20 protein-coding genes are annotated in these 20578 nt (G+C 68.8%); 11 read left to right on the forward strand and 9 right to left on the reverse strand.

Annotation, left to right across the window (positions count from 1 at the left end):
• Window positions 1–2: 2 nt before the first annotated feature.
• Complete coding sequence (locus H4281_RS28420) at window positions 3–2252, reverse strand: helix-turn-helix domain-containing protein (protein ID WP_182893976.1); 2250 nt, start codon at window positions 2250–2252, stop codon at window positions 3–5.
• A gap of 144 nt (window positions 2253–2396) precedes the next feature.
• Here H4281_RS28420 and H4281_RS45755 point away from each other — a divergent pair, with 144 nt between their 5' ends.
• Genes H4281_RS45755 through H4281_RS28440 form a run of 4 tightly spaced genes read left to right on the forward strand, consistent with a single transcriptional unit; the run spans window position 2397 to window position 5813 of the window.
• On the forward strand, window positions 2397–2636 hold the full coding sequence (locus tag H4281_RS45755; RefSeq protein WP_237600797.1) for a hypothetical protein: 240 nt from the start codon (window positions 2397–2399) through the stop codon (window positions 2634–2636).
• Between the two features lie 32 nt (window positions 2637–2668).
• Entirely contained in the window at window positions 2669–3829 is a 1161-nt protein-coding gene (locus H4281_RS28430; protein ID WP_182893978.1) for a serine hydrolase domain-containing protein, read from the forward strand.
• Between the two features lie 23 nt (window positions 3830–3852).
• Window positions 3853–4704 carry a hypothetical protein gene (locus tag H4281_RS28435; RefSeq protein ID WP_182893979.1) on the forward strand — a complete coding sequence of 284 codons (852 nt, stop codon included), beginning with the start codon at window positions 3853–3855 and terminating at the stop codon, window positions 4702–4704.
• Between the two features lie 23 nt (window positions 4705–4727).
• Window positions 4728–5813: an alpha/beta hydrolase gene (locus tag H4281_RS28440; protein ID WP_182893980.1), complete on the forward strand. Its 1086-nt coding sequence runs from the start codon at window positions 4728–4730 to the stop codon at window positions 5811–5813.
• A 65-nt stretch (window positions 5814–5878) separates the two neighbouring features.
• Here H4281_RS28440 and H4281_RS28445 read toward each other — a convergent pair whose 3' ends face one another.
• On the reverse strand, window positions 5879–6220 hold the full coding sequence (locus tag H4281_RS28445) for a putative quinol monooxygenase (protein WP_182893981.1): 342 nt from the start codon (window positions 6218–6220) through the stop codon (window positions 5879–5881).
• Window positions 6221–6237: 17 nt separating this feature from the next.
• A complete protein-coding gene (locus H4281_RS28450) occupies window positions 6238–7935 on the reverse strand; it encodes a CocE/NonD family hydrolase (RefSeq protein WP_182893982.1) in 1698 nt (565 codons plus the stop codon).
• Between the two features lie 87 nt (window positions 7936–8022).
• On the opposite strand from H4281_RS28450, the gene H4281_RS28455 reads away from it, so the two are divergent.
• Window positions 8023–8916, forward strand: a complete 894-nt coding sequence (locus H4281_RS28455; RefSeq protein WP_182893983.1) for an NADP-dependent oxidoreductase — start codon at window positions 8023–8025, stop codon at window positions 8914–8916.
• A gap of 74 nt (window positions 8917–8990) precedes the next feature.
• Here H4281_RS28455 and H4281_RS28460 read toward each other — a convergent pair whose 3' ends face one another.
• Both H4281_RS28460 and H4281_RS28465 read right to left on the reverse strand, forming a co-directional pair.
• On the reverse strand, window positions 8991–9836 hold the full coding sequence (locus tag H4281_RS28460; protein WP_182893984.1) for a G1 family glutamic endopeptidase: 846 nt from the start codon (window positions 9834–9836) through the stop codon (window positions 8991–8993).
• Between the two features lie 148 nt (window positions 9837–9984).
• Window positions 9985–11889 carry a hypothetical protein gene (locus H4281_RS28465; RefSeq protein WP_246412392.1) on the reverse strand — a complete coding sequence of 635 codons (1905 nt, stop codon included), beginning with the start codon at window positions 11887–11889 and terminating at the stop codon, window positions 9985–9987.
• Window positions 11890–11985: 96 nt separating this feature from the next.
• On the opposite strand from H4281_RS28465, the gene H4281_RS28470 reads away from it, so the two are divergent.
• From H4281_RS28470 to H4281_RS28480, 3 genes are all read left to right on the forward strand, one after another.
• On the forward strand, window positions 11986–12366 hold the full coding sequence (locus tag H4281_RS28470; RefSeq protein ID WP_182893986.1) for a hypothetical protein: 381 nt from the start codon (window positions 11986–11988) through the stop codon (window positions 12364–12366).
• 187 nt (window positions 12367–12553) lie between these two features.
• Window positions 12554–13171 carry a LysE family translocator gene (locus H4281_RS28475; RefSeq protein WP_182893987.1) on the forward strand — a complete coding sequence of 206 codons (618 nt, stop codon included), beginning with the start codon at window positions 12554–12556 and terminating at the stop codon, window positions 13169–13171.
• A 162-nt stretch (window positions 13172–13333) separates the two neighbouring features.
• The gene (locus tag H4281_RS28480) at window positions 13334–14125 is read left to right on the forward strand and encodes a GNAT family N-acetyltransferase (RefSeq protein ID WP_182893988.1); all 792 of its coding nucleotides are present in this window, start codon (window positions 13334–13336) and stop codon (window positions 14123–14125) included.
• A gap of 62 nt (window positions 14126–14187) precedes the next feature.
• Here the strand turns inward: H4281_RS28480 and H4281_RS28485 are convergent, their stop codons facing one another.
• The 3 genes from H4281_RS28485 to H4281_RS28495 form a co-directional block, all read right to left on the reverse strand.
• Entirely contained in the window at window positions 14188–15306 is a 1119-nt protein-coding gene (locus tag H4281_RS28485; RefSeq protein ID WP_182893989.1) for an ImmA/IrrE family metallo-endopeptidase, read from the reverse strand.
• A complete protein-coding gene (locus H4281_RS28490) occupies window positions 15303–16109 on the reverse strand; it encodes a hypothetical protein (protein WP_182893990.1) in 807 nt (268 codons plus the stop codon). Before H4281_RS28490 ends, H4281_RS28485 begins: the two co-directional genes overlap by 4 nt.
• A 183-nt stretch (window positions 16110–16292) precedes the next feature.
• Window positions 16293–16967, reverse strand: coding sequence for a DUF4291 domain-containing protein (locus H4281_RS28495; protein WP_446680391.1), 675 nt, complete (start codon window positions 16965–16967; stop codon window positions 16293–16295).
• Window positions 16968–17106: 139 nt separating this feature from the next.
• Here H4281_RS28495 and H4281_RS28500 point away from each other — a divergent pair, with 139 nt between their 5' ends.
• The 3 genes from H4281_RS28500 to H4281_RS28510 are packed head-to-tail and all read left to right on the forward strand — an operon-like array spanning window position 17107 to window position 19569.
• On the forward strand, window positions 17107–17814 hold the full coding sequence (locus tag H4281_RS28500; protein ID WP_182893991.1) for a DUF6218 family protein: 708 nt from the start codon (window positions 17107–17109) through the stop codon (window positions 17812–17814).
• Window positions 17811–19091, forward strand: coding sequence for an exonuclease domain-containing protein (locus H4281_RS28505; protein WP_182893992.1), 1281 nt, complete (start codon window positions 17811–17813; stop codon window positions 19089–19091). The genes H4281_RS28500 and H4281_RS28505 overlap by 4 nt, the downstream gene beginning before the upstream one ends.
• Entirely contained in the window at window positions 19084–19569 is a 486-nt protein-coding gene (locus H4281_RS28510; protein WP_182893993.1) for a hypothetical protein, read from the forward strand. The genes H4281_RS28505 and H4281_RS28510 overlap by 8 nt, the downstream gene beginning before the upstream one ends.
• Before the next feature lie 33 nt (window positions 19570–19602).
• On the opposite strand, the gene H4281_RS28515 is transcribed toward H4281_RS28510, so the two are convergent.
• Entirely contained in the window at window positions 19603–20571 is a 969-nt protein-coding gene (locus H4281_RS28515) for an ornithine cyclodeaminase family protein (RefSeq protein ID WP_220507990.1), read from the reverse strand.
• Between the last annotated feature and the right edge of the window lie 7 nt (window positions 20572–20578).

Below are 20578 nucleotides of genomic sequence, written 5' to 3' on the forward strand. Positions count from 1 at the left end.
GATCAGCGATGCGCCCGGTACCCGCGGCCGAGATGATCCTGAAGCCGCGCATGGCGAAACTGGTAAACCGCCCCAGCCTGCCGCAGCACCCCGCGCCGGTACGCGTCGTCGAGAAACGCTGGCACCGCCCAAGGCAGGCGGCCGGTCAACGGCAGCCAGATGCGCGCCAGCAGCACCCACTGTCCCCAAGCCGTGAACGCCAGGACATACGAGAGCCCGCCGCCCAGACCGCCGACAGCTCCGATCAGCAGGCCGGACGACAGCGGCCACCGAAGCGGGCCCAGCGGGCCTTGGAGAAGCTCGACCAGCAGCGAACCGCCGAAAGCGATCGCGAGGGCGACTGCCGGCACCAGGATGAGCAACTGCCGCAAAGCTGTCGCGCGATTCGTTGCCAGCAGACCGAGCGGGGTGGCGGCCGTGCCGACGTCCAGCGGGATCTCCAGCGCGGCCATCAGCCCGAACACCAGTCCGGCGGCGAGCCCGAAGATGAGTCCGTAGACGAGCGTCGGGACGAGCATCTTCTCGGCAAGCGACTTGCCGTCCGGCGGGAATCCGAAGAGCAGGCCGTGCAAAGCCGTGTTGACCGGGCCGTAGCCGAGTCCGATCACGAACCCGCCCAGCAACGCGGCGCCGAGCCGGGAGGCGTAAGCGCGGAAGAACTGCCGTCCGGTCCGATGTCGTCCGCGCAGCCGGATCTGGACGCGCGACGGTTCGATTCCCCGGCCGCCGCACACGATCATCAGGCCGTGGACCAGCCCGAACGCCAGACCGACCATCGGGCCGATCAGGAGCCCGTCCATCAGGCCCGCGCGGAAGGTGAACGCGGTGCCGCGGCCGACGAGGTCGAGCGGAACGAAGACGAGCCAGTTCAGCACGGCGATGGCGAGTGTCGAGGCCAGGACGACAGCGAGGATTCGCGACGACCGGCGCAGCGAAGCGCCCAGCTGCCACCACGCCAGATCGTGCTCGTCGAGCTGACCGACGTGCTGGGCCAGATAGCCCAGCCACCGCTGGGCGCGTTCGGGATCCCAGCTCCGGAGCGGGCGGGCCGCGTGCGGCGGCCGATGCTCGTAGACGGTGGGCACGAAGCTGGCGAGCAGGTGGTCTTCCAGCGCGTGCGAGGTCGGGAACCGGGCGGTGTCCAGCAAAACCGCCGGTTCCCGGCCGGCGCTGTAGACGGTTCGGGCGAGCGCCACCATCAACGGCGTTCTCAGCGCGGTCGACAGGGACCCGCCGGGACAGGCGCGCAGTTCGGCGAGCACCGGGTCCCATCGGTCTCCGGCGCGGGAACTCGTGCGGGGCAGGTAGCCGGAGACGTCGGCCGGGGTGAGGTCGAGCAGTTCCACGCCCGCGGTCGAGGTCGGCACGTCCGTCGCGGCGACCGCGGTCGCGTACTCGGCGGGACGGCTGGTCAGCAGGAACGGCAGCGACGTGGCGCTGAGCGCGGCCAGCGCGGCGGCGTGCAATCCGGTGGCGAGTTCGTCGAATCCGTCCAGAACCGGGAGGAGGCACCCGGTTTCGACCAGTTCGGCGGCCAGCGGGCCGGTCAGGCCGGGGCAGTCGGGGTAGTCCTGCGGCAGGCGTTCGATCAGCCAATCCCGCAGCGTGCTGGCCGTCGGGTCCCACGAGCTGAGGGTGAAGATCGCCGGCACCGGTTCGGCGGGGGTGCGCGTGCGGAGAAAGCCCAGCACGAACCGCAGTGTCAGGATCGTCTTTCCCGACCCGGCCCGGCCGAGCACCGCCAGGCGTCCGGACGGGATCCGCCGGTAGACGTCCGCGATGTCGTCCAGTTCGCCGTTCAGGTCCAGCGGCTCCGCGGATCCGCCCGGCCGGACGCCGCGGATGTTGTCCCAGCGGTCGGTCAGGTTCGGCGAAGCCTGCTGCCAGCGCACCGGCAGCGGGTAAGGATCGTGGACCCGGCGCTGCTCTTCCTCGCGTTGCCAGCGAGAAGCGACCACTTGCGCGAATTGGTCCGCGGCGTCGGACAGCGCGCTCCGGATCCGCGGCGGCTCGGCTTCCGCCGGCTCGGCGGCGGCGCCGAACTCGGCCAGCAGCGCGCGCCGCTCGGCCGCCGTGGTGCCCAGCGCGTCGGCCAGAAGTTTGACGGTGCCCATCCGCGGATCGATGGGTCTGCCGTTTTCGAGCCGCCGGATGGTGCTGACGCTGACCCCGGAACGCTCCGCCAGCTGCTCCTGCGTCAACCCCGTCTGGCGCCGCATCTCGCGCAGCAGAACGCCGGCCCGGCTCGTCACCGCGGAGACCCCTCACTATGCGCCCGCTTACCCCGAACCGAGCTTACCGCGCGACCGGTCACGCCTGACCGGCTTGTGCTCTGGTGCGGTGACCTGCGCGAACCCACGATGATCGGCATCGGGTCACCTCGGCATCGGAGAGATATGGCCGCCGACTTTCGGTACTGGTGCGGCGAATGCGGCTACCGGACACCTTGGCTCACGAGGCCGCAGAGCGCCGAACAGCGAGCGCGGCACTACGCCCGGTGCCATCCCGGCGTTCCGCCAAGGGGGCAGGCGGAGCGCCGCCGGTCGGACAGCGGCGGGGCCGGCTGCCTGGTGCTGGTGGGTGTGCTGCTGCTGATCGTCGTGGCGGTGGCCGTCTGGCGGTACCAGGCCCGGTAGCTCCGGAACCCTTCGAACGAAAGAGAGAATTCGTGCGCAGACTGAGACGGGCAGTCCCGATCCTGGCGAGCGCGGCCGTCGCTGTGGCGCTGGCCGCACCGGCGTCCGCGGCCGACGCCCACGCCGACACCCAGGCTGTCCTCAACGGCTACCAATCCCACGCCGGACCGGGCGCGGCCGTCTACGCGGGCAACGCGTCCGGGTCGTGGCATCTGTCGACCGGCAGCGCCACGATCACCGGCCCCGCGCGTCCCCTTCAGCCGGACGAGCATTTCCGCGTCGCCAGCCAGACCAAGACCTTCACCGCCGCGGTCGTCCTGCAACTGGTCGACGAAGGCAAGGTCGCGCTCGACGCGCCGATCGAGCGCTACCTGCCCGGTCTCGTCGACGGCAACGGCTACGACGGCAACCGGATCACCGTCCGGCAGCTCCTCCAGCACACCGCCGGAATCCCCGCCCCGGATGTGGTGGCGTGGGCGCGGAAAGCCGCCGGCCTGGTCAACCCGGACGGCAGCATCGGCCTGCGCGATCTGGTCCAGGTCGGGCTGCGGAACTTCCCGCCCGCGTCCGCGCCCGGCACGGGCGTGCTCTACTCCAATCTGGGCTATCTGATCAACGGACTGCTGATCGAGCAGGTCACCGGGAGGTCCGTCGGCGACGCGATCACCGCCCGGATCATCGACCGGCTCGGCTTGACTCAGACCAGCTTCCCGCGCGCGGGCGACCGATCGCTGCCCGCGCCGTACCTCCCCGGGTACCGCGGGGTCCGGGCGGGCCCGTTCTTCTTCTGGACCGAGACGACCTCGGCCCCGGTCGTCTCCGAACCGTCGATCGAAAGCTCGGCCGGAGCGATCGTCTCGACGCTGGCGGATATGTCGGCGTTCTACCGCGCACTGCTTGCCGGCAAGGTCGTTTCGCCTGCCGCGCTGGCCGAGATGCGCCGGACGGTCCAGGTCCCCGAGCACGTCCCGAGTTACGTCGGTCTGGGCCTCGGGCTGCAGGCCGTCACGCTGTCCTGCGGCGGCGAGGCCTGGTTCCACAACGGCATCGCGGCGTCCGGCTACACCTCGTGGACCGCGGCGACCGACGACGGCCGGTATGCCTCGATGATGACCAACGCGTGGGAGGAGACGAGCATCCGCCCCTCGCCTCTCGACGTGATCGACTCCGCTCTCTGCGGCAGCAGGCAGTGAACCCTACGAATCAAGGAGCGTGCGTGCGCACCCGACGTTTCCTCGCCGCGATCGCGGCGATCGTCCTCGTGGTCACCGGGGCGGCCAGCGCCTCGGCCGAACCCGCGAAACGGGTCTTCAACTCGATGCAGATCCTGTTCAACCTGAGCACTCCCGATCATTTCTGCACGATCGGGGCGGTCGGGACCGACAAGTACGACCGGAAGATCGCCGTCTCGGCGGGGCACTGCCTGATGGACGGACCCGGGCAGCACTACTCCGACCGGGACATCCCGGAGGACATCGCACCGGTCTACGACCGCAACGACACCGGGTTCGGCCCGATCGGCTACGTCCGGTACTTCAAGAACCGGGAAGGCTCGATGACGGGCCACCCGACCAAGGACTACATGATCATCGAGCTGGTTCCGTCGGTGACGCTCTCCTCGCAGGGGCCGTACCTGAAGCAGACCGGCGAGCTGGAAGTCCCCGACGGGCAGCCCAGCCCCAACGCGCTCAACCCGTCGCTGAACAACGAACGCCTCCTCGGCGCCGCGCTGAACAACAACAACGAGCTCGTGGTGTCCGGTCAGCTCGGCGTCTGGTACGGCCGCGTCACCAACAACGCCAACGGCGTCTACCAGTGCTGGGCCAAGCACCAGGCGAACGACTCCGGCGGCCCGGCGATCTGGCACGTCCCCGGCACCGAATATCCCGGACAGGGCAACAACTTCCAGGCCGCCGGCCCATGGGCGGGCATCACCAAGGCGATCATCCTCGGCGTCCCGCAGTACGTTTACACCAGCTCGGCGAACATCCTCGCCGACCTGCGCGCCCGCGACGCCGCGCACCCCGGCACCTACGGCGCCGGTTTCCACGTGACCCAGAACCCGTGACCCTCGCTACCGAGAGAGTGACAATGAGACGGTTGCTTACCCGCGCGCTGGTGTCCGCTGCCGCCGCGATGCTGGCCTTCACCGGTCCCGCCGCCCACGCCGACACCCCAGCCCTGCCGACCTTGACCGACGGCTACGGCCTCACCCAGGTCGGGACCGCTCAGGGCACCGCGACCAACTTCGTCTTCACCGTGACGACCCCGGCGGTCGCGGGACAGCACCACATCCGCGTCATCGTCCCGAGCAGCTATTACGCCGACACCGCCACGCGCTACCCGGTGTTCTACTTCCTGCACGGCGTCGGCGACGATCCGGGCAACCCGCACCTGGCCTACCCCGCGATGCTGGCCGGACAGAAGATGATCACCGTGATCCCGGACGGCGGGCTCCGCGGCTGGTACACCGACTGGGTCCGCCAGGACACCGCGGCCGGGGCGCAGAACTGGGAAACCTTCCATCTCAACCAGGTGATCCCGTTCATCGACGCGAACTTCCGCACCGTCGCCGCCAAATCGGGACGGGCCGTCGGCGGGCTGTCGATGGGCGGATTCGGTGCGCTGCACTACGCCGAGGACCGTCCGGAGTTGTTCACGCAGGCCGTTTCGCTGTCCGGCGCGATCGACTTCAACCTGTACTGGGTCCGCACGGCGATCCGGGGCACGTTGTCCAACGCCGGGTTCGCCATGTCCGGCACGTCCGGCTCCGGAGAGGGAACCGGCGGCAGCGGGTTCGGCCCGGCCGTGCCGACGGACTCCGCGTTCGGGCCGCTCAACGAGGCGGGCGACATGTCCGCGGCGCTGGCCCGCGGTCCGGTCGTGAACGCCGGAAAACTCGCCGAGGTCGGTGTTTCGCTCTACACCGGCTCCGGCAACGGCAACCCGGTCAACGTCCTGCTCGACGAACCGGCGTTCGCCGAGTCGGTCACCGAGGCCGCCCAGCAGAACCTGAAGGCGGCGCTGGACAAGACCGGACATCCCTACTACGCCGTGGATTACGGCAACGGCAAGACCTGGGGACCGAATTGCCAGGGCAAGCACACGGCCGGATGCTGGGGACAGGATCTGGTCGACTACCTGCCGCGGCTGGAGCAGGCTTTCGCTGCCGCGTAAGGAAATGCTGGGGGTACCCCGGACGGATCCGCTCCGTCCGGGGTGCTTGCTTTGCCCCGGCGACGCTAGAGGCTCAGCCGGGCCGCGTCGGCCGCGCTGGCCGAAAATGCCAGCTCCGCCGGTCGCAGTTCGACAGGTTCGGGTGCGCCGTCGAGCAATTCGAGCAGCCGGGGCAGGTATTTGGTCAGCACGCCGGTGTTGTGCGCGTCGAGGGCCGTGCGCGAGGGATACTTCTCGACCACCGTCACCCGCAACGGCTCGGAGCCCGGCTCGACGTAAAAGGCGTACCGCAGCGTGTCCGGCTCATCGCGCAGCACTTCGGGGACCAGTTCGGAAAACAGCGCGAGCAGTTCGGCTCCGCGGCCCAATTTGGCCTGAAGGCGGGCGACAACCACGATCTCGGACATGGAATTCTCCTGCTTTCTTACGCGCTGAGCACCGGAAGGCGCAGCGCTGAGGTGTGGTGCACGGTGTGCTGCGCGACGACCGCCTCGTCGAGAGTGCCGAATTCCGGCACCGTGCGAGTGTGCAGATTGCGGCTGTAGCGCGGAAAACTGAACCCGGCGATCTGCACCCGGATCCGGTGTCCTCGACCGAATCGGTGCGCGACGTCGTGCAACGTTACTGCTACCCGGCTGGGTTCTTCGGGGTCGAGCCAGTCGGTGTCGCCGCCGGTGCGATACCGCGCCCGTTGCGCGCCCTCGGCGACATTGAGCGCGAAACCATCGGGCTCGACGTCCACCAACGTGACGCAGATGTCGGCATCCGGCGCGGTACTGGTGACATCCGCGATCAGCTCAGCCTGTCCGGCGATCGTCACTTCCTCGGTCAACGGCGCGCTCGTGTAGCGGAGCACGTCTTCGCGCCCGTCGACCGCGCGCTGGTCCTGAATGCCGCCCGGTGCCGCGGCTGGATCGCCTTCGAACGCGATTACCCCGCCGTGGGTGGGAAAGGGATCGTGCGGATCGGCGGTGAAGGTGTCCGAACCGTCGCCTTTCCCGCGCGTCAGCTCACCGCCTGAGGAAAGCGCCCATTCTTCGACCGTCGATGCGGGCGGCCACGCCGGTGCGGTTGCCCAGGCATTCGATCCGCCAACGAAAAAGCTGACCCGCCCGGACAGATATGGTGCTGCCGAAGGGTAATCCGAACCGTCGCCGCCGCGCAGATGCCGATCGAAGAACGCGGCGAGCACCGGACTCCACGTCGGCACCCCGGCCGCCGCGTTCGGCAACACCCGGGCCCCGACGTCGCCGAACGCGCTGTAGGTGCCCGCGTGCGTCCACGGCCCCGCGATCAGACCGGCTTTTTCGTTGCCGGCCAACCGGGTCGCGAGCCGGAACTGGGTAGGACTGGTGAAATCCCGGTAGCCGCTGATCTGCAGGAACGGAATGTCGATCCGCTCGGGCTCGGTGAGCAGCGTCGGCCGATCCCAGAACTCGTCGTGCGGCGACCGCAGCCAATCCGTCCAGAACGGCGCGACGCGGCTGTCGTCGAGCGGGGCGAGGCTGGTCAACGGCAACTGGCCCACCGCGGCACGACGATCGGCGAAGGCTTCGTCCAGCAGTTCGCGCACCCGTTCCTGCTCGGCCGCGCTCAACGAGGTGTGGTCCAGGCCTTCCTGCACCATCCCGAGGGCGTACAGCGTCAGAAAACCCAGTTCGAACGGCCCGCCCGGACGCGCGGTGTGGCGCATGTCGGCGGTCCCGATCAGCGCGACGGCCGCCTTGAGCCGCGGGTTCCGCGCGGCGACCGCTTGCAGCACGGTCATGCCCAGGTAGGACGAGCCGTAGATCCCGACGTTGCCGTCGCTCCAGGGCTGCGCCGCGGCCCAGTCGATCGCGTCGGAGGAATCGTGGGACTCCTGCGCGATGAAGCCGAACTCGCCGCCGGACCCGAACCGCCCGCGGACGTCCTGCACCAGGACGGCGAAGCCCTGGCGGGCCAGCCACACCGGATCTGCGACGAGTCCCGAAACGCGGAAAACGCCGGTGCGGTCGTAAGGGGTCCGGTGCAGCAGCACGGGCCAGCGGCCTTCGGTGGCCGGCCGGTACAGGTCGCCGGCCAGGGTGACGCCGTCGCGGGTCTTCATTTCGACGCCGGCGTCGATGCGAGGTGGATGCACGGTTACTCCCGTTCGGAGAGGAGCTGAGGCGACCGACCGTAACACTAACCGTTGCAAAACACTAACCGTTGTTGTTAAGTTGGCGGCATGAAAGCAGTGCGCTTCGCCGCCTATGGCGGCCCCGAAGTCCTTGAACTGGCCGAAGTCCCCGAACCCCACGCCGGACCCGGCCAGATCCGCGTCGCCGTGCGGGCGGCGGGCGTGAACCCGCACGATTGGCGCACTCGCGAGGGCCAGTTCCAGCGGATCCGCCCGATCGAACTGCCCTCCGGGGTCGGCCAGGACGCCTCCGGCGTGGTCGACGAGGTCGGCGAGGGCGTCACCGGCATCGCGGTGGGAGACCCGGTGCTGGGCCGAGGTGCGAATACCTACGCCGAGTTCGCCGTGCTGAATTCCTGGGCGCCGTTGCCGTCCGGGCTGACCTTCGCCGAAGCGGCCGGGTACCCGTCGGTGGTCGAGACCGCGCTCCGCGTCATCCGGCTGGTGGGCGTCCAAACCGGACAGACGCTGCTGGTGAGCGGAGCCGCGGGCGGAGTCGGATCGGCGGTGCTGCAGGTCGCCCGCGACCGGGGGATCAAAGTGATCGGCACCGCCAGCGCCGCGAATCAGGACTACGTGCGAAGCCTGGACGCCATCGCGACCACCTACGGCGACGGCTGGGTCGACCGGGTGCGCCAGCTCGGCCAGGTCGACGCCGCCCTCGACCTCAACGGCACCGGGGTGATCCGCGGCCTGCTGGACCTGACCGGGGACCCGGACAAGGTGATCACGATCGCCGATCTGGAGGCCCCGATGCTGGGCATCCGGTTCGCCGGGACGGGCGGGAACATGAAGGAAGCCCTTGCCGAGACGGCAGACCTGATCGAACGCGGAAAACTCCGCATCCCGGTCGACAAGTCCTACCCGCTGGCCGAAGCCTCGGCGGCGCACGCGGACAGCCAGGCGGGACACGCTCGCGGGCGGCGGGTTTTGCTGGTCTGAGCATCGCGAAACGAAGGGGCGGCGCCGGATGGGACCGGCGACGCCCCTTCGAGTCCGCGATCAGGCCGTCGAGATCACTCGTGGACCCACACCGTGGTGAAAGACGCGCCGTTCGGCCCGAGCGGCAACGCGGTCTGCTTGCGGACGCCGCTCGACGGGCTCACCTGGTTGACGTGTCCGAGGTCCCAATGGGCGTCGGCGAGGGTGCCGACGTGCCCGGCGGTGTCGGTCACGGACACGTGGTCGTATCGCACGGCTCCGTAGTCGGGCAGGAAGAACACGCCGTCGCCCGCGTTCCCGCCGAGCGGGGTCTCGGTGATCGCCTCGGCGTTGACGCGAGGGCATCCGCCCATGTCCGGGTAGCAGGGCTGGACCCGCACCAGTGTCTGCCCGGTCGTGAGGTCCTTGACGACGATGCGGAACTTCTTCGGCACGGGTTCGTAGGTGACGGTGGCGTCGATCAGATCGCCCGGTTTGGTCGGGTTCGCGATTTGGATGTCGTTGTGCGGGAACATTTCCCACCAGAGCGCGTACTGCGGGACGCCGTTCGCGCAGCGTGCCGAAGAACCGCCTTGCTCGACGATGTCGTTCCACCAGCCGTCCATGCCCACCCAGGAGACGACCCAGGCGTCTTTCGCGGCCGGGCAGACGATTTTGGGCTGGATCCAGCGTGCGTGCACGGACCGGAAATCGGTCGTGTGCGCCGCGTTGGTGGTGAAATAGCCCGCCCAGTTCCGGGAGGTGTAGTTGGTGACCGTGGCGGCTCCGCGCAGGGGAGCCGCCGGGCCGGCTTGTGCCTGGTCTTGCGCCGCCGCTGCGGATACGTTGGCGGGAAAAGGTTTTGCTGCTCCGGGTGCGAGGGCGAGGAGGCCGGTCAGCACGGCTGCCAGCACCGGCGAACGTCTTCGTGTTGCTGCCATGGAATCCGTCCTTGTCCGGAAACGATCTCGGCCAGGCGGGAAATGGAGATCGCGGCCTGCTTCTGGGATCAGGACATTGTTTCACCGCGGTTCGGCGCCGGCCAGCGGCCAAAGGCCGGAACCACTGCCTCCCAACGCTTTCCGCCGGTCAATGCGCGGGCCAGCGCACCGCGTGCACCTGGTGATCGCGAGTGTCGGACTTGCCCACGACGTCCCCGCGCGCGTTGACGCCGAGTGCCTGGTTCGAGGCTCCGCCGGGCAACGGCGGCAAGAGGGTCAGGGTTCCGTCGGCGCTCCACCGCAGCGCCCGGTCCGGAACGCCGGAGTTGAAGTGGGCCCAGCCGACCGTCTCTCCGGCGGCGGTGATTCCCGTTGCCTCGCTGTGGGTCGCCCCGGCGGGCACGGCGAGGACGGTGAGCTTGCCCTCGGCGCTCCAGCGCACGGGGAGGCCGCGGGAATAGCCGGCCGCTTCGCCGCGGTCGTTGACGGCGAGGGCCGCGGAGTAGCCGCCCGGCAGGGCGGGCAACTGGGTCACGGTCCCGTCCGCCGCCCAGCGGAGCGCGTTCCGGGAGGTGTCGTTCCGGCGGCCGGAGTACCCGGCGATCACGCCCCGGTTGTTGATCGCCAGCGCGGCGCCCAGCGCGTCGTGGTCGGGGATGGGCAGGTCGGTCGTGCTCCCGTCCGAGTTCCACCGGACCGGCGCCAGCGACCTGAACCGCTTCGCTGTCCTGCCGACGATCACTCCGCTGTCGTTGATCGCCGAGGCCAGGGACCGGACGCGGTCGCTCGGAGTCGCGAGCCGGGTGACGGTCCGGTCCGGGTTCCAGCGGATCGCCCAGGAGCCTTCTTCTCCTGCGATGACGCCGCTGGCGTTGATCGCGTTCGCCCGCCGGGACTTCCCTTCCGGGTCGAGGTCGGTCATGCCGCCGTCGCGAGACCAGAGCACTGGACGGACCCCGCCGTCGACGGTCCGGGAACTGCCGACGGCCTCTCCTCTGGCATTGATCGCGACCGCTTCCGCCGACTCGTACCGCGGCAGCGCGCGGCTCAGATCGGCGGACTGGCCCGAAGGCGACCAGCGCACCGCGTGCCGGGCAACGCTGGAACTCGGCACGGAGTAACCGGCCACCGTGCCGCGGGAGTCGATCGCGGAACCGCCGCTCTCGCGGTGCCCCGGCAGCGCGGCGAGATCGGTGACGCCGCCGCGGGAATCCCAGCGCACAGCGTGGTTCACTCCGTCCTCAGCGGTAGAAGTGCCGGTGACGACACCGAATTTGTTGATCGCGTTTCCGCTGCCCGCCGGGTCTTTCTGGCGAAGGCCCGGCAGTTGCCGGACAGTCCCGTTCGCATCCCAGCGCACCGGCTGGCCGCCGGAGCTGCCGACAACGACCCCGGCGTCGCTGATGCCGTTCGCCTTGCTGTCGCTCGTGCCGGGAAGGAGAGCGAGCAGGCTGAACGTGCCGTCCGGATTCCACCGGGCCGCACGGTTTCCGATGATTCCGGCGATCGTCCCGCGGTCGTTGATCGCGAAGGCCTCCGACTCCGCGGCGCCCGGCGGCATCGCGAGCATCTTCAGGGTCCCGTCGGTGTCCCACCGCGCCGCCAGACGGGAAGCGTTGGCGGGCGTGGTCATGCCGACGGCGACACCCGCGGAATTGACCGCGACGGCCTCGCCGTAACCGTAATCGCTCGCCGAACGCAACTCGGCGAACGAGCCGTCCGGCTGCCAGCGCACCGGTTTCCGGGTGCCGTTGCGGTCGTTGGCGGATCCGGTGACGACTCCGCGGGCATTGATCGCCCGCGCCGCCGTCGTGCGGTAAGGGGCGGGAACCGGAAGCCGGGCCACCGAGCCGTCCGGATTCCAGCGCGCCGCGACCGAGGCCTCGGCCCCGGTGTTGTAGGAGCCGACCGCGAGGCCGCTGTCGGTGATCCCGGCGATCTCGCTCGTGGTCTCGCCGGGAAACGCGCCGAGATCGACAACCGGAGCCGTCGCGGCTGCCGCCGTCTGATTCCCGCCCGTGACGACGGCGGCGGCGAGTAAAAGAATGGACAAGAAAGTACCCGGCAGGAAATGTCTTAGTCGCATGCCAGAACCCCTCCCGATGCGCGCTGAATGCGCTCATGAGGGAATTATGGCTCGACTGGAGTCGTGGCGAAAACCGCTGATCGGACGCGCGGCAGTCGGCTGCTTGCCCGCTGTTTCCCGGTCGGCTGCACCGTATTTCTGATCCGGGGAGCGACAGGTCGGATCAATGGTGCGGCGAAATTGATTAAGGCTGCTTATCCGCAGGCGTCGGCGGTGGCGGCGTTTTCGCGCTGGACTTCCACTTCCGCCAGTCGCTCTCGCCGCGCACCGGTCATCGACTGCCAGGCGTCCGAGCCCGCTGCGAGCGGCCGCGGCGCGGACGACGCCCGCGACGGTGCGTTCCTGGCTGCCGGGCCTCGCTTCCGCCGGAATCGGTTCCTGATCGGCGGGCCCGGCATCCGGGTGGCCGCCTCGAGGAAGTTCTCGATGCCCCATTCGGAGTAGCCGGCCCAGGCTGGCTGGGCCGCGCGACGATTGCGGTCGCCTTGCCGGACCCGGACCCGGACGCGGAAACCGTTGCTGTGGTTGCCGCTTCGCGATCCGCGGGGGAGGAGACCCGGCACCGTCGCCGGACAGGCACAGCGGCGTAATGAGGTAGGCGCCACCGGTTGATGATGCGACAGTGGGACCCATGTTGATCCAGTTTCTCGCGGCGGCAGGCGTTCTCGCCGTGCTGACCGTCGTTCCGGGCCCCGACATGGCGGTAGTGACGAAGCGGTCCATCGCCTCCGGCTGGCAGGACGGCCTGCGAACGGTCGGCGGCATCACCGCGGGATTGCTGGTGTGGGGCCTGCTCACCGTGGTCGGCCTGGCTGCCCTTCTCGCCGCGTCCGCCACGGCCTACACCATCGTCAAACTGGCCGGAGCGGCTTTTCTGCTGGTGCTCGGCATTCAAGCACTGCTCCACAGCCGAAAGCGCTCGGCACAGTCCGGCCCGAAAGCATCGTCGCCCGGCGGGAACCCGTGGCGGACCGGTCTGATCAGCAACCTCTTCAACCCGAAGATCGCGGTCTTCTACACCGGCCTGCTTCCGACGCTCGCGCCCGCCGGGCTCGCCCCGCAAGCCGGGATGGCGTTGCTGGTCCTGCTGCATGCCGTCCTCACCCTCGTCTGGCTCGGCAGTTACGTGCTGTTGCTCGCGAAAGCACGCGCGTTCTTCGAAAGGCCCGCCGTGCGCCGAACCATGCACCGCATCACCGGCGTCGTCCTGATCGGGTTCGGCGTCAAAGTGGCCGCCAGCCAGCCGTGAGTCCTCGTCCCGGAAGCTGGCATAGCCTGCTCTTGACTTGCCGACCGCGACGCGGGGGTGTGCCCAGTGGATGAGGTTCGCCGGTCCGCGCTAGATCCTTCGCAGATCACGCCAGGTTCGACACTGAGGCCGGTCGCGCGTTTTGCCGTGGAGCGGGGCGGCGTGGAACTGGCCTCGGCGGTGTTGGGCCGAGCGGAGATCTTCGAACGCGAACCCCTCGATCACGTGGTGGCTCGGCTTTCCTGGCGAGACGGCCGGCTGGACGCCGCCCGGGCCGCGGTGACCGCAGCCGTAGCCGCTGCTCCGGCCGGCGGTTCGGTTTACCTGCCCGTCAGCGCCTCAGTGAGTGCTGACCACGCCGAGCGCCGCGACGTCGCGCAAGCGTGCGGTTTCGCGCTGTTCCAGGAAAAAGAGGGCTTCTGGTGGGCTGACACCGGCCAAGCGATCCCCGATCCCGTCGGACTGCGGCTGGAGCCGATGTCGCGGATCGGCCGGGAACCGTTCGCCCACGTGATCGCGCAGTGCGTGGCCCAGACCCTCGACCGAACCGACGCCCTGGTGTTCGGTCGGCGCCAGCCCGAGCAGTGGGTCGCCACATTCCTGGACCACCACGCATCGGGCGCGGACGCCCAGTCGTGGCTGTACGCCGAAACGCCCGCCGGTGTGCCGGTCGGGTTCGTGGGCCTGGCCCAACGGGAAAGCGATCCAGCGGTGGGCACGATCGTGCTGATCGGCGTCCTCCCGGAACAGCGAGGCCGCCGCCACGTGGACCGACTCCTGCTGGCGGCCTACCGAGCCGCCCGGACGCGCGGCTTCGCGGAGGTGCAGTCCCTGGTCGATGTGGCAAACCACCCGATGACGGCGGCGATGCTCCGCTCTGGTGCGGATTCCGACGCCGATCCGTGGCACAACTGGCTTTACCTCATCTCGGCACCTGCGGCGGAGTCGTCCTAGCCCGGCTCGGAAGCGCAATCGCCGATAGTCCTTTGCCCGCGAGGCTTTCGCGCGGATGGATGCTATTGCGGAGCCGCTGGTTCTCCGTCAGGCAGCGAGAGGGTGCCTGGTATCCGGGAGGTAATCGTCCTGAAGAGATTGAGCGGTGTCTGGCATTCCGTTGCCAGTGCCGCTTCGTCGACTTTCGCTTCCACTTGCAGCAGTTCGACCGCGCGGGGAAGGAGCGACGGCTGCTCAAGCAGGGGCATCGGGCCTGGCTCGCGGCGGCGCCATCCGCGGTTCGACACCGTGGTCATGGCGTTTCGGTAGGTGACGTCGCTCATCACTTTGAGACTGCGAGCGCGGTACAGCAAGGCTTGCAGGCTGACATTCCACTGCTGCTTAAGCAGCCCCAGCCGGTGCCAGTCTGCCTTCGCGGGAAGCTGGTCGGCGATTTCCTCAGCTGGCATGAGGAATTCGGCGGCGAACCGATGCGCTTGGTCCTCGACGGTGCGGCCGCCTGGCTCCGCGTCCACATGCATCACTAGGTGGCCTAGTTCGTGCGCGACGTCGAACCGCTGCCGGTAGTAGTCGTTCTTCAACGGGTTGAGCAGAACGATGGGTCGCAGGGGGGTGTCGAAGGAGTACGCGTCGACGCTGGCGTTGGCAGGCGGGCTGAACACCACGAGACACCCGTGATTCTCCGCCAGCCTGACCAGATGGCCGACCGGACCGGGTCGCAGGTCCCACTGCTTGCGCAGCAGGCGTGCGGCTTCCTCCGGGGCGTGGTCTGCCGTGGCCTCGCTCGACACCGGATAGCTCGCCAGGTTGCGTTCCGGGAATTCGACGTGACGCTCGATCGTGGTCGAGACGTCGACAGCTATGCAGCCGTAGGCGTGGGCTTGGTCCCGGGATATCTGGCTGGTGGACCGCAGCGACCGGAAGTGCGGTGCGGTCGTGGCGGTGGGCAGCTGGTTCTGCCGGGGGAGGAAGAAGTCCGGGGCCACGTCGAGAGCCAGCGCGAGTGCCGCGACCGTCGCGGAGGCCGGGCGTTTGAGGCCGCTTTCGTAGGCGGCCACCGCTGTCGGCGTCTTCTCGATGCGGCTGGCCAGCGCGTTCTTCCGGAGACCGGCCAACTGGCGCGCCAAGGTCAGGCGGCCACCGTCGAAGAAGGTGGCGATGTCCGGCAGCCGGGAATTCATGCCTCACCAATAGCACGAGGACCGTTCTCGCCGCGCGCTGGGCGACGCATGCGCACATCCGCGTCTTCCACGGTGTCGCCGGCCGTGCGGGCAAGGTTCTGCGTCGGGCCGGGCTGTGCTTTGTGCGGGCTCGAGTAACCGTTGTCCTGCAAGTCCACGCGCCATGCCCATGCGTCTCCGTGGTCGACGTTCCAGCGAATGCGGCCGAAGAACACCTCGAAGTCGGTTGTCGTCGAATCCATCGCGTGGGCGAGGACGAGCGTCTGGCGCAGTTCGCGTTCGTGGTCGGGCAGGCTGTTGACGGGCGGCAGCCCGGGCAGCGTCGCGAGGGGGAAGAGCCCGCCGTCGTCTACCGCGTGCGGCTGCCTCGCGACGAGTTGCTTGGTCTCGCTGCGTTCTGTCCAGCGGATCTTGGCGACCTGGCCGTACTCGTAGGAGGCGAGCAGCCAGCGCCACCCGGCGGCGGACCACCCGGGTGATCCGTTGAGATCCGAACGAACGACGGTGCCTGCGGGCAGGAGCGGCATGCTCCGCGAATCCCGGTCGGAGATGCCTTCGGCGAGGACGTCGCGTCCGGCCGAGTCGTGGCCAGGCGGGACAGCGTAGGTCTCGCACTGGAAAACGCGGTCGAGCCGGTCGCGGAGGTAGATGTGCGCGTTGTACCCGATCCACCCTTGAGTGTGCCCGCCCGCGGGGTTGTAGTCCTGGCGGACTTGCTCGTAGGCCGAGCGGTGTGCCCAGCTGATCCCGGCAAGTATGCCCCGGGCCCGCAGATTCGACATGACGTCGTCTTCTTCGGCCATGAGATCGGAGTATACCCGATCGCAGTAAAGAGTGCTGAAAAATGAACCTGTGGTGTGTCGTGAACTGCCGGGCACCAGTCCGCGCGGGCTGCTGGGCGGAGCAGCGCGGCACTTTAGGCGGGACCGGCGAGATCCCGTGCTGGCCAACGGGTCTAGATGCTCCGGACTGGTTGGTGCAGCGAACTAACGCACCTCGCCGGGCTGCGGCTCACTCGCCCCGATGAGCCCCAGAACAGGCGCAGGCACCGGATAAACCCGCTCAATCGGCAGCTCTTCCTGCGCGGCATCGACACGGCCGGAACTGACCAGCCCGTGGATCCGCGTGGCGAACGTGGTGATGTCCGTGATCCGCGTGATCCACTGGTCGAGATAACGATCGACCGCCTCGCCGGAGAGGCCGATCTGGATCGCACGGCGGTTGAGCGGCGCGAGGGTCGGCGACCGGTCGGGATCCCACTGGATGCGGACCGGGCTGGCGTTCTTGCGTTCAGCCCAGTGCCGCTCGCTCGCGTAGGTGCCCGGCTCGTAGCTGCTGAGGGCGGCGTGCGCGAGGGCCCATTCGAAGCCGTCTCGGGTGAGCTGGATTTCCAGGACGCGTTCCTGGCCGGGTTTGGCCGCCCATCCAGACCGGTACATCATCCACAGGAACGAGGGTTTGATCCAGGTCATCCGCTCCCGCTTGAACGGAGCCGCGAACGTCTGGGATTCGACTGCCGCATCGGCTATTTCCCGTGAGTACGCCTGATAGACGGTGATGGTCTGGTCGGTGAAGCCGGCCCGCACGTCACGGCGCGGGGCGTTTGGCCGGGCGCCGGGGCGGTTCGCCGGGGGCAGGTTGGGGGCGAGCTGGTCGGACACGTGGTTTCCTCCATGCTTGTGAAGCTGATTGTGCCTGCTCGCAATGGTTGTGTCGCTTGCTTTTCGGCTCCGGAGCGCACTGCTGTGTGTAACGGATTCTCCGCGGCGACGACCTGTTGTTGTCGGAAGAGGAGGTTCGATGACGGATGCGGTGACTGACGAAGCCGCGGCGAGTGATGCTGCGGCGTTCCAAGTTCCCGGAACTGCGGTGCTCGCCATGGGCGGGGGAGACGACGGTGCGGAGTCGCTTGCCGTGTGGCATGTCAGCGTGGCGGGTGCGCTGACGGGAGCTTGGGTCACGCCGGTCGCGGAGGTGTTCGGGGCTCGCGCGGCGGCGCGGCGTGTTCTGGCGTTTCTCGAACGCCGCGCTGTCGCCGCCGTGTACCCGGAGAAGGTGCCGGGCTGGCTGGAGCAGTTGACCGGGGCAGCGGACCTTCCGGAGCGGAATGGCTGGTGGAAACGCCAGGAGTTCTCGCCGGCCGAAGCGTTCGGGGAGATCGTCGAGCGCCGGCGGCGGTACGCGGACACCGTCGAAGAGGAACGCGCGCGGAACAAGGCGATCACCGAGCTGGAGTGGGTGCACGAACTCTCGGACAGCGTTGAGATCGGCTGCTTCGAGGATCTGCGGCGGGTCGCCGGGGTTCGTCCCGCGGTGGGGAACCCGGTCGTGTCGGAGGCGCTGACGATCGCGCGGACGTTGAGGTGGGTGGTGTCTGTGTGGGCCGAGACTGAGAAGGTCAAGAACCGCCGTCGTTACGTGCGGGAAGCGCACGGCGAGGCGGAACCCTTGCCGCCGAGCTGGCTGAGTGCGGTGCAGGTCGCCAGCGAGACGAGGTTGCCGCTGTGAAGGCCGTGCACGGTTACGCCGTCATCGACACCGAGACCACCGGAATCCTCACCGGCGGATGGCGGCACCGGATCGCGGAGATCGCCGTCGTCCACGTCAGCCCGGACGGCACGATCACCGGCGAGTGGTCGACCTTGGTCAATCCGGAGCGTGATCTGGGGCCGCAGAACGTGCACGGCATCCGCGCCGTCGACGCGCGGCGAGCCCCGTTGTTCGGCGAACTGGCCGGCGACCTCGTCGCGCGGTTGCGCGGACGAGTGCCGGTCGCGCACAACTGGTCGTTCGACGCCAGGCACCTCCGATCCGAGTTCGAACGCCTCGGCATCGAGACGCCGTTCGACGCTTCGTCGGGCGTGTGCACGATGCGCGCGGCAGGCCGGATCCACCTGGGTTCGCGACGTTCTCTGGCCGACTGCTGCGCGGCGGCAGGCGTGCCCGAACGTTCCTGGCACAGCGCGCGGGACGACGCGCTGGCGGCGGCCGAACTGCTGGCGTACTTCATTCGCAACGCGCCGGAGGCGGTGACGCTCACCGAAGCACAGGTGGGTGCCGCGTTCTGGGACTGGCCGCGGATTCCAGCCGGCACCGCAACGGCCGTGCGGCGCAGCGAACCAGGACGAGCGGAACCGCATTTTCTCGCCCGGCTGGTCGAACGGATGCCGCGTGACGAGGAACCTGTCGCCGACGCGTATCTGGCCATGCTCGACGCGGCGCTGCTCGACCGGGACATCTCGTCGACCGAGGGGGACCTGCTCGTCGACCTCGCGCATGATCTCGGCCTGGGCCGGAACGAATTGACCGCGCTGCATTTGAGCTATGTGCGCGATCTTGCCCGCGAGGCATGGGCCGACGAGGTCGTCACCGACGAGGAACGACACGACTTGCTCACCGTCGCGAAGCTTCTGGCGCTCGATCACGCGGTGGTGGACCAAATCCTCGACGAGGAACGCACGGCGGCCTCTCCCGCAGCGCCTTCCGGTGGCAAACTCGGCGGGCTCGCGCTGAGACCAGGCGACAAGGTGGTGCTGACCGGGAGCATGGCGCGGGGACGCGAAGAGATCGTCGAGCAGGCAGCGTCCGCCGGTGTCCGGGTGACCGGGAGCGTCAGCGGGCAGACTCGCGTGGTGGTGGCCGCGGACCCGGATTCGCTGTCAGGCAAGGCCCGCAAGGCACGTGAGCTCGGGGTCCCGGTGGTGTCGGAAGATGCTTTCCTGGCGGTCCTCGACCGGTTGGCGGACCTGTCTTACGGGGTTCTGCGACGGGCTGCTGATGCTTGAAGAGGGATTTGTGCGCGATCTGCGAAACTTGGCGCGCGAGCTGGAGATAAAGGTTGATTCATTCGAAAGCGGGCACGTGCGCTGGCACCTCTATTCCAGGGCGATTCGGGTATCGGTCGGGATTGATCGGCTGATCCCGTTGCTGAGCTGTGAGCCGGACCTGACGATTGCTGCTTCGGTTGCCTTGCAGTGCCTGGAGGAAGTCCCAGAGCCGCTCCGGGCAAGTGTGGTAAATGCGCTTCCTGCCGGTGGTTCACAGGACCTCGCAAGGGCGAGAATGGCGGATCTCTCGGTTCTCGACGCTCTCGCTTCGCGGCCGAGCGAGCCTCCCGGAGCGACTTCGATGGCAGGCTGGTCGCAATGGCTGCAGTTGCGCGCCGCGAAACTCTCTTCGCATCGGCAAGTGCTCGAGTATTTAGCGTCCTCCGGTGCCACGAAACGAATCAGGCGGGAGGCGCTGGCTCGCGCACGCGACTGAATCCGGTATTGCCATATTGTCCGAAGGGCGAGGTCATCGGTCCAGTGCGATTTCGACGCCGAGCCCCTTGCTCACCGCACGCCGCAGCACCAGCGCCGCCGTCGCGATGTCCTGGACCGCCACTCCGACCGAGTTGAACAGGGTGATCTCGCTTTCGCCGGTGCGCCCGGGGCAGATTCCCGCGAGAACTTCGCCCAGTTCGGTCGCCAGGTGCTGCTCGCTGATCACACCCTCGTGCAGTGCGGAGAGCGTGGCGCCGGACTCGGTCAGCGCGGTATGCCTGCTGTCCACGACGACGCGGGCGCGTCGCAGGCATTCCGCGTCGATTTCGCGGTGGCGGGGACGGGGCGGCGCGCCGACCACGTTCAGATGCTGGCCTGCTCGCAGCCATGTTCCGTGCACGATCGGATCCACCGCCGGGGTGAGCGTGCACACCACGTCGGCGGCCTGGACTGCTTCGGCAGGAGTGTCCGCCAAACGGATTTCGCACCCGGAGCCGGCTGCCTCTTCCCGGAACGCCTGTGCTGTCGCGGGATTGCGGCTCCAGACCACTGCCGTCCTGATCGGACGGACACAGGAGACAGCCGCCAGGTGCGCCCGCGCCAGCGCACCGGCCCCGATCAGGCCGAGCACCGAGCTGTCCGGATTGGACAGTGCTCTGGTCGCCACCGCGGATGCCGCCGCTGTGCGGTAACGGGTGATGACCGCACCGTCCACCAGGGCTTCGGCACGGCCGGTCGCGCTGTCGACCAGAGTGATCGTCGACTGCTGGCGCGGCCTGCCTGCCTCCGGATTTCCCGGCAGGTCGGCCAGCAGCTTGACGCCTCCGGCACCGTCCACTGTGGCGGTCATCGGAACGAGAAGCCCGTCGTTGCCGGGGATCGGCGCGCAGGCGCGGCCGGGCTGGGTGGCTCCGCCGAGCACGAGCTGCCGGTGTGCGTGCTCGACGGCGTCGATCACCTCGCGGAGGTCGAGGACTTCCTCGACCTCCGAACGCGTCACGATGCGA

Source organism: Amycolatopsis dendrobii, assembly GCF_014145675.1.
Classification (GTDB): Bacteria; Actinomycetota; Actinomycetes; order Mycobacteriales; family Pseudonocardiaceae; genus Amycolatopsis; species Amycolatopsis dendrobii.

Coding starts and splice junctions, on each gene's coding strand:
- H4281_RS28485 (WP_182893989.1), bottom strand. CDS start 15,306: ATGAATTCCCGGCTGCCGGACATCGCCACCTTCTTCGACGGTGGCCGC.
- H4281_RS28460 (WP_182893984.1), bottom strand. CDS start 9,836: ATGGCAGCAACACGAAGACGTTCGCCGGTGCTGGCAGCCGTGCTGACC.
- H4281_RS28455 (WP_182893983.1), top strand. CDS start 8,023: ATGAAAGCAGTGCGCTTCGCCGCCTATGGCGGCCCCGAAGTCCTTGAA.
- H4281_RS28475 (WP_182893987.1), top strand. CDS start 12,554: ATGTTGATCCAGTTTCTCGCGGCGGCAGGCGTTCTCGCCGTGCTGACC.
- H4281_RS28500 (WP_182893991.1), top strand. CDS start 17,107: ATGACGGATGCGGTGACTGACGAAGCCGCGGCGAGTGATGCTGCGGCG.
- H4281_RS28490 (WP_182893990.1), bottom strand. CDS start 16,109: ATGGCCGAAGAAGACGACGTCATGTCGAATCTGCGGGCCCGGGGCATA.
- H4281_RS45755 (WP_237600797.1), top strand. CDS start 2,397: ATGGCCGCCGACTTTCGGTACTGGTGCGGCGAATGCGGCTACCGGACA.
- H4281_RS28510 (WP_182893993.1), top strand. CDS start 19,084: ATGCTTGAAGAGGGATTTGTGCGCGATCTGCGAAACTTGGCGCGCGAG.
- H4281_RS28440 (WP_182893980.1), top strand. CDS start 4,728: ATGAGACGGTTGCTTACCCGCGCGCTGGTGTCCGCTGCCGCCGCGATG.
- H4281_RS28445 (WP_182893981.1), bottom strand. CDS start 6,220: ATGTCCGAGATCGTGGTTGTCGCCCGCCTTCAGGCCAAATTGGGCCGC.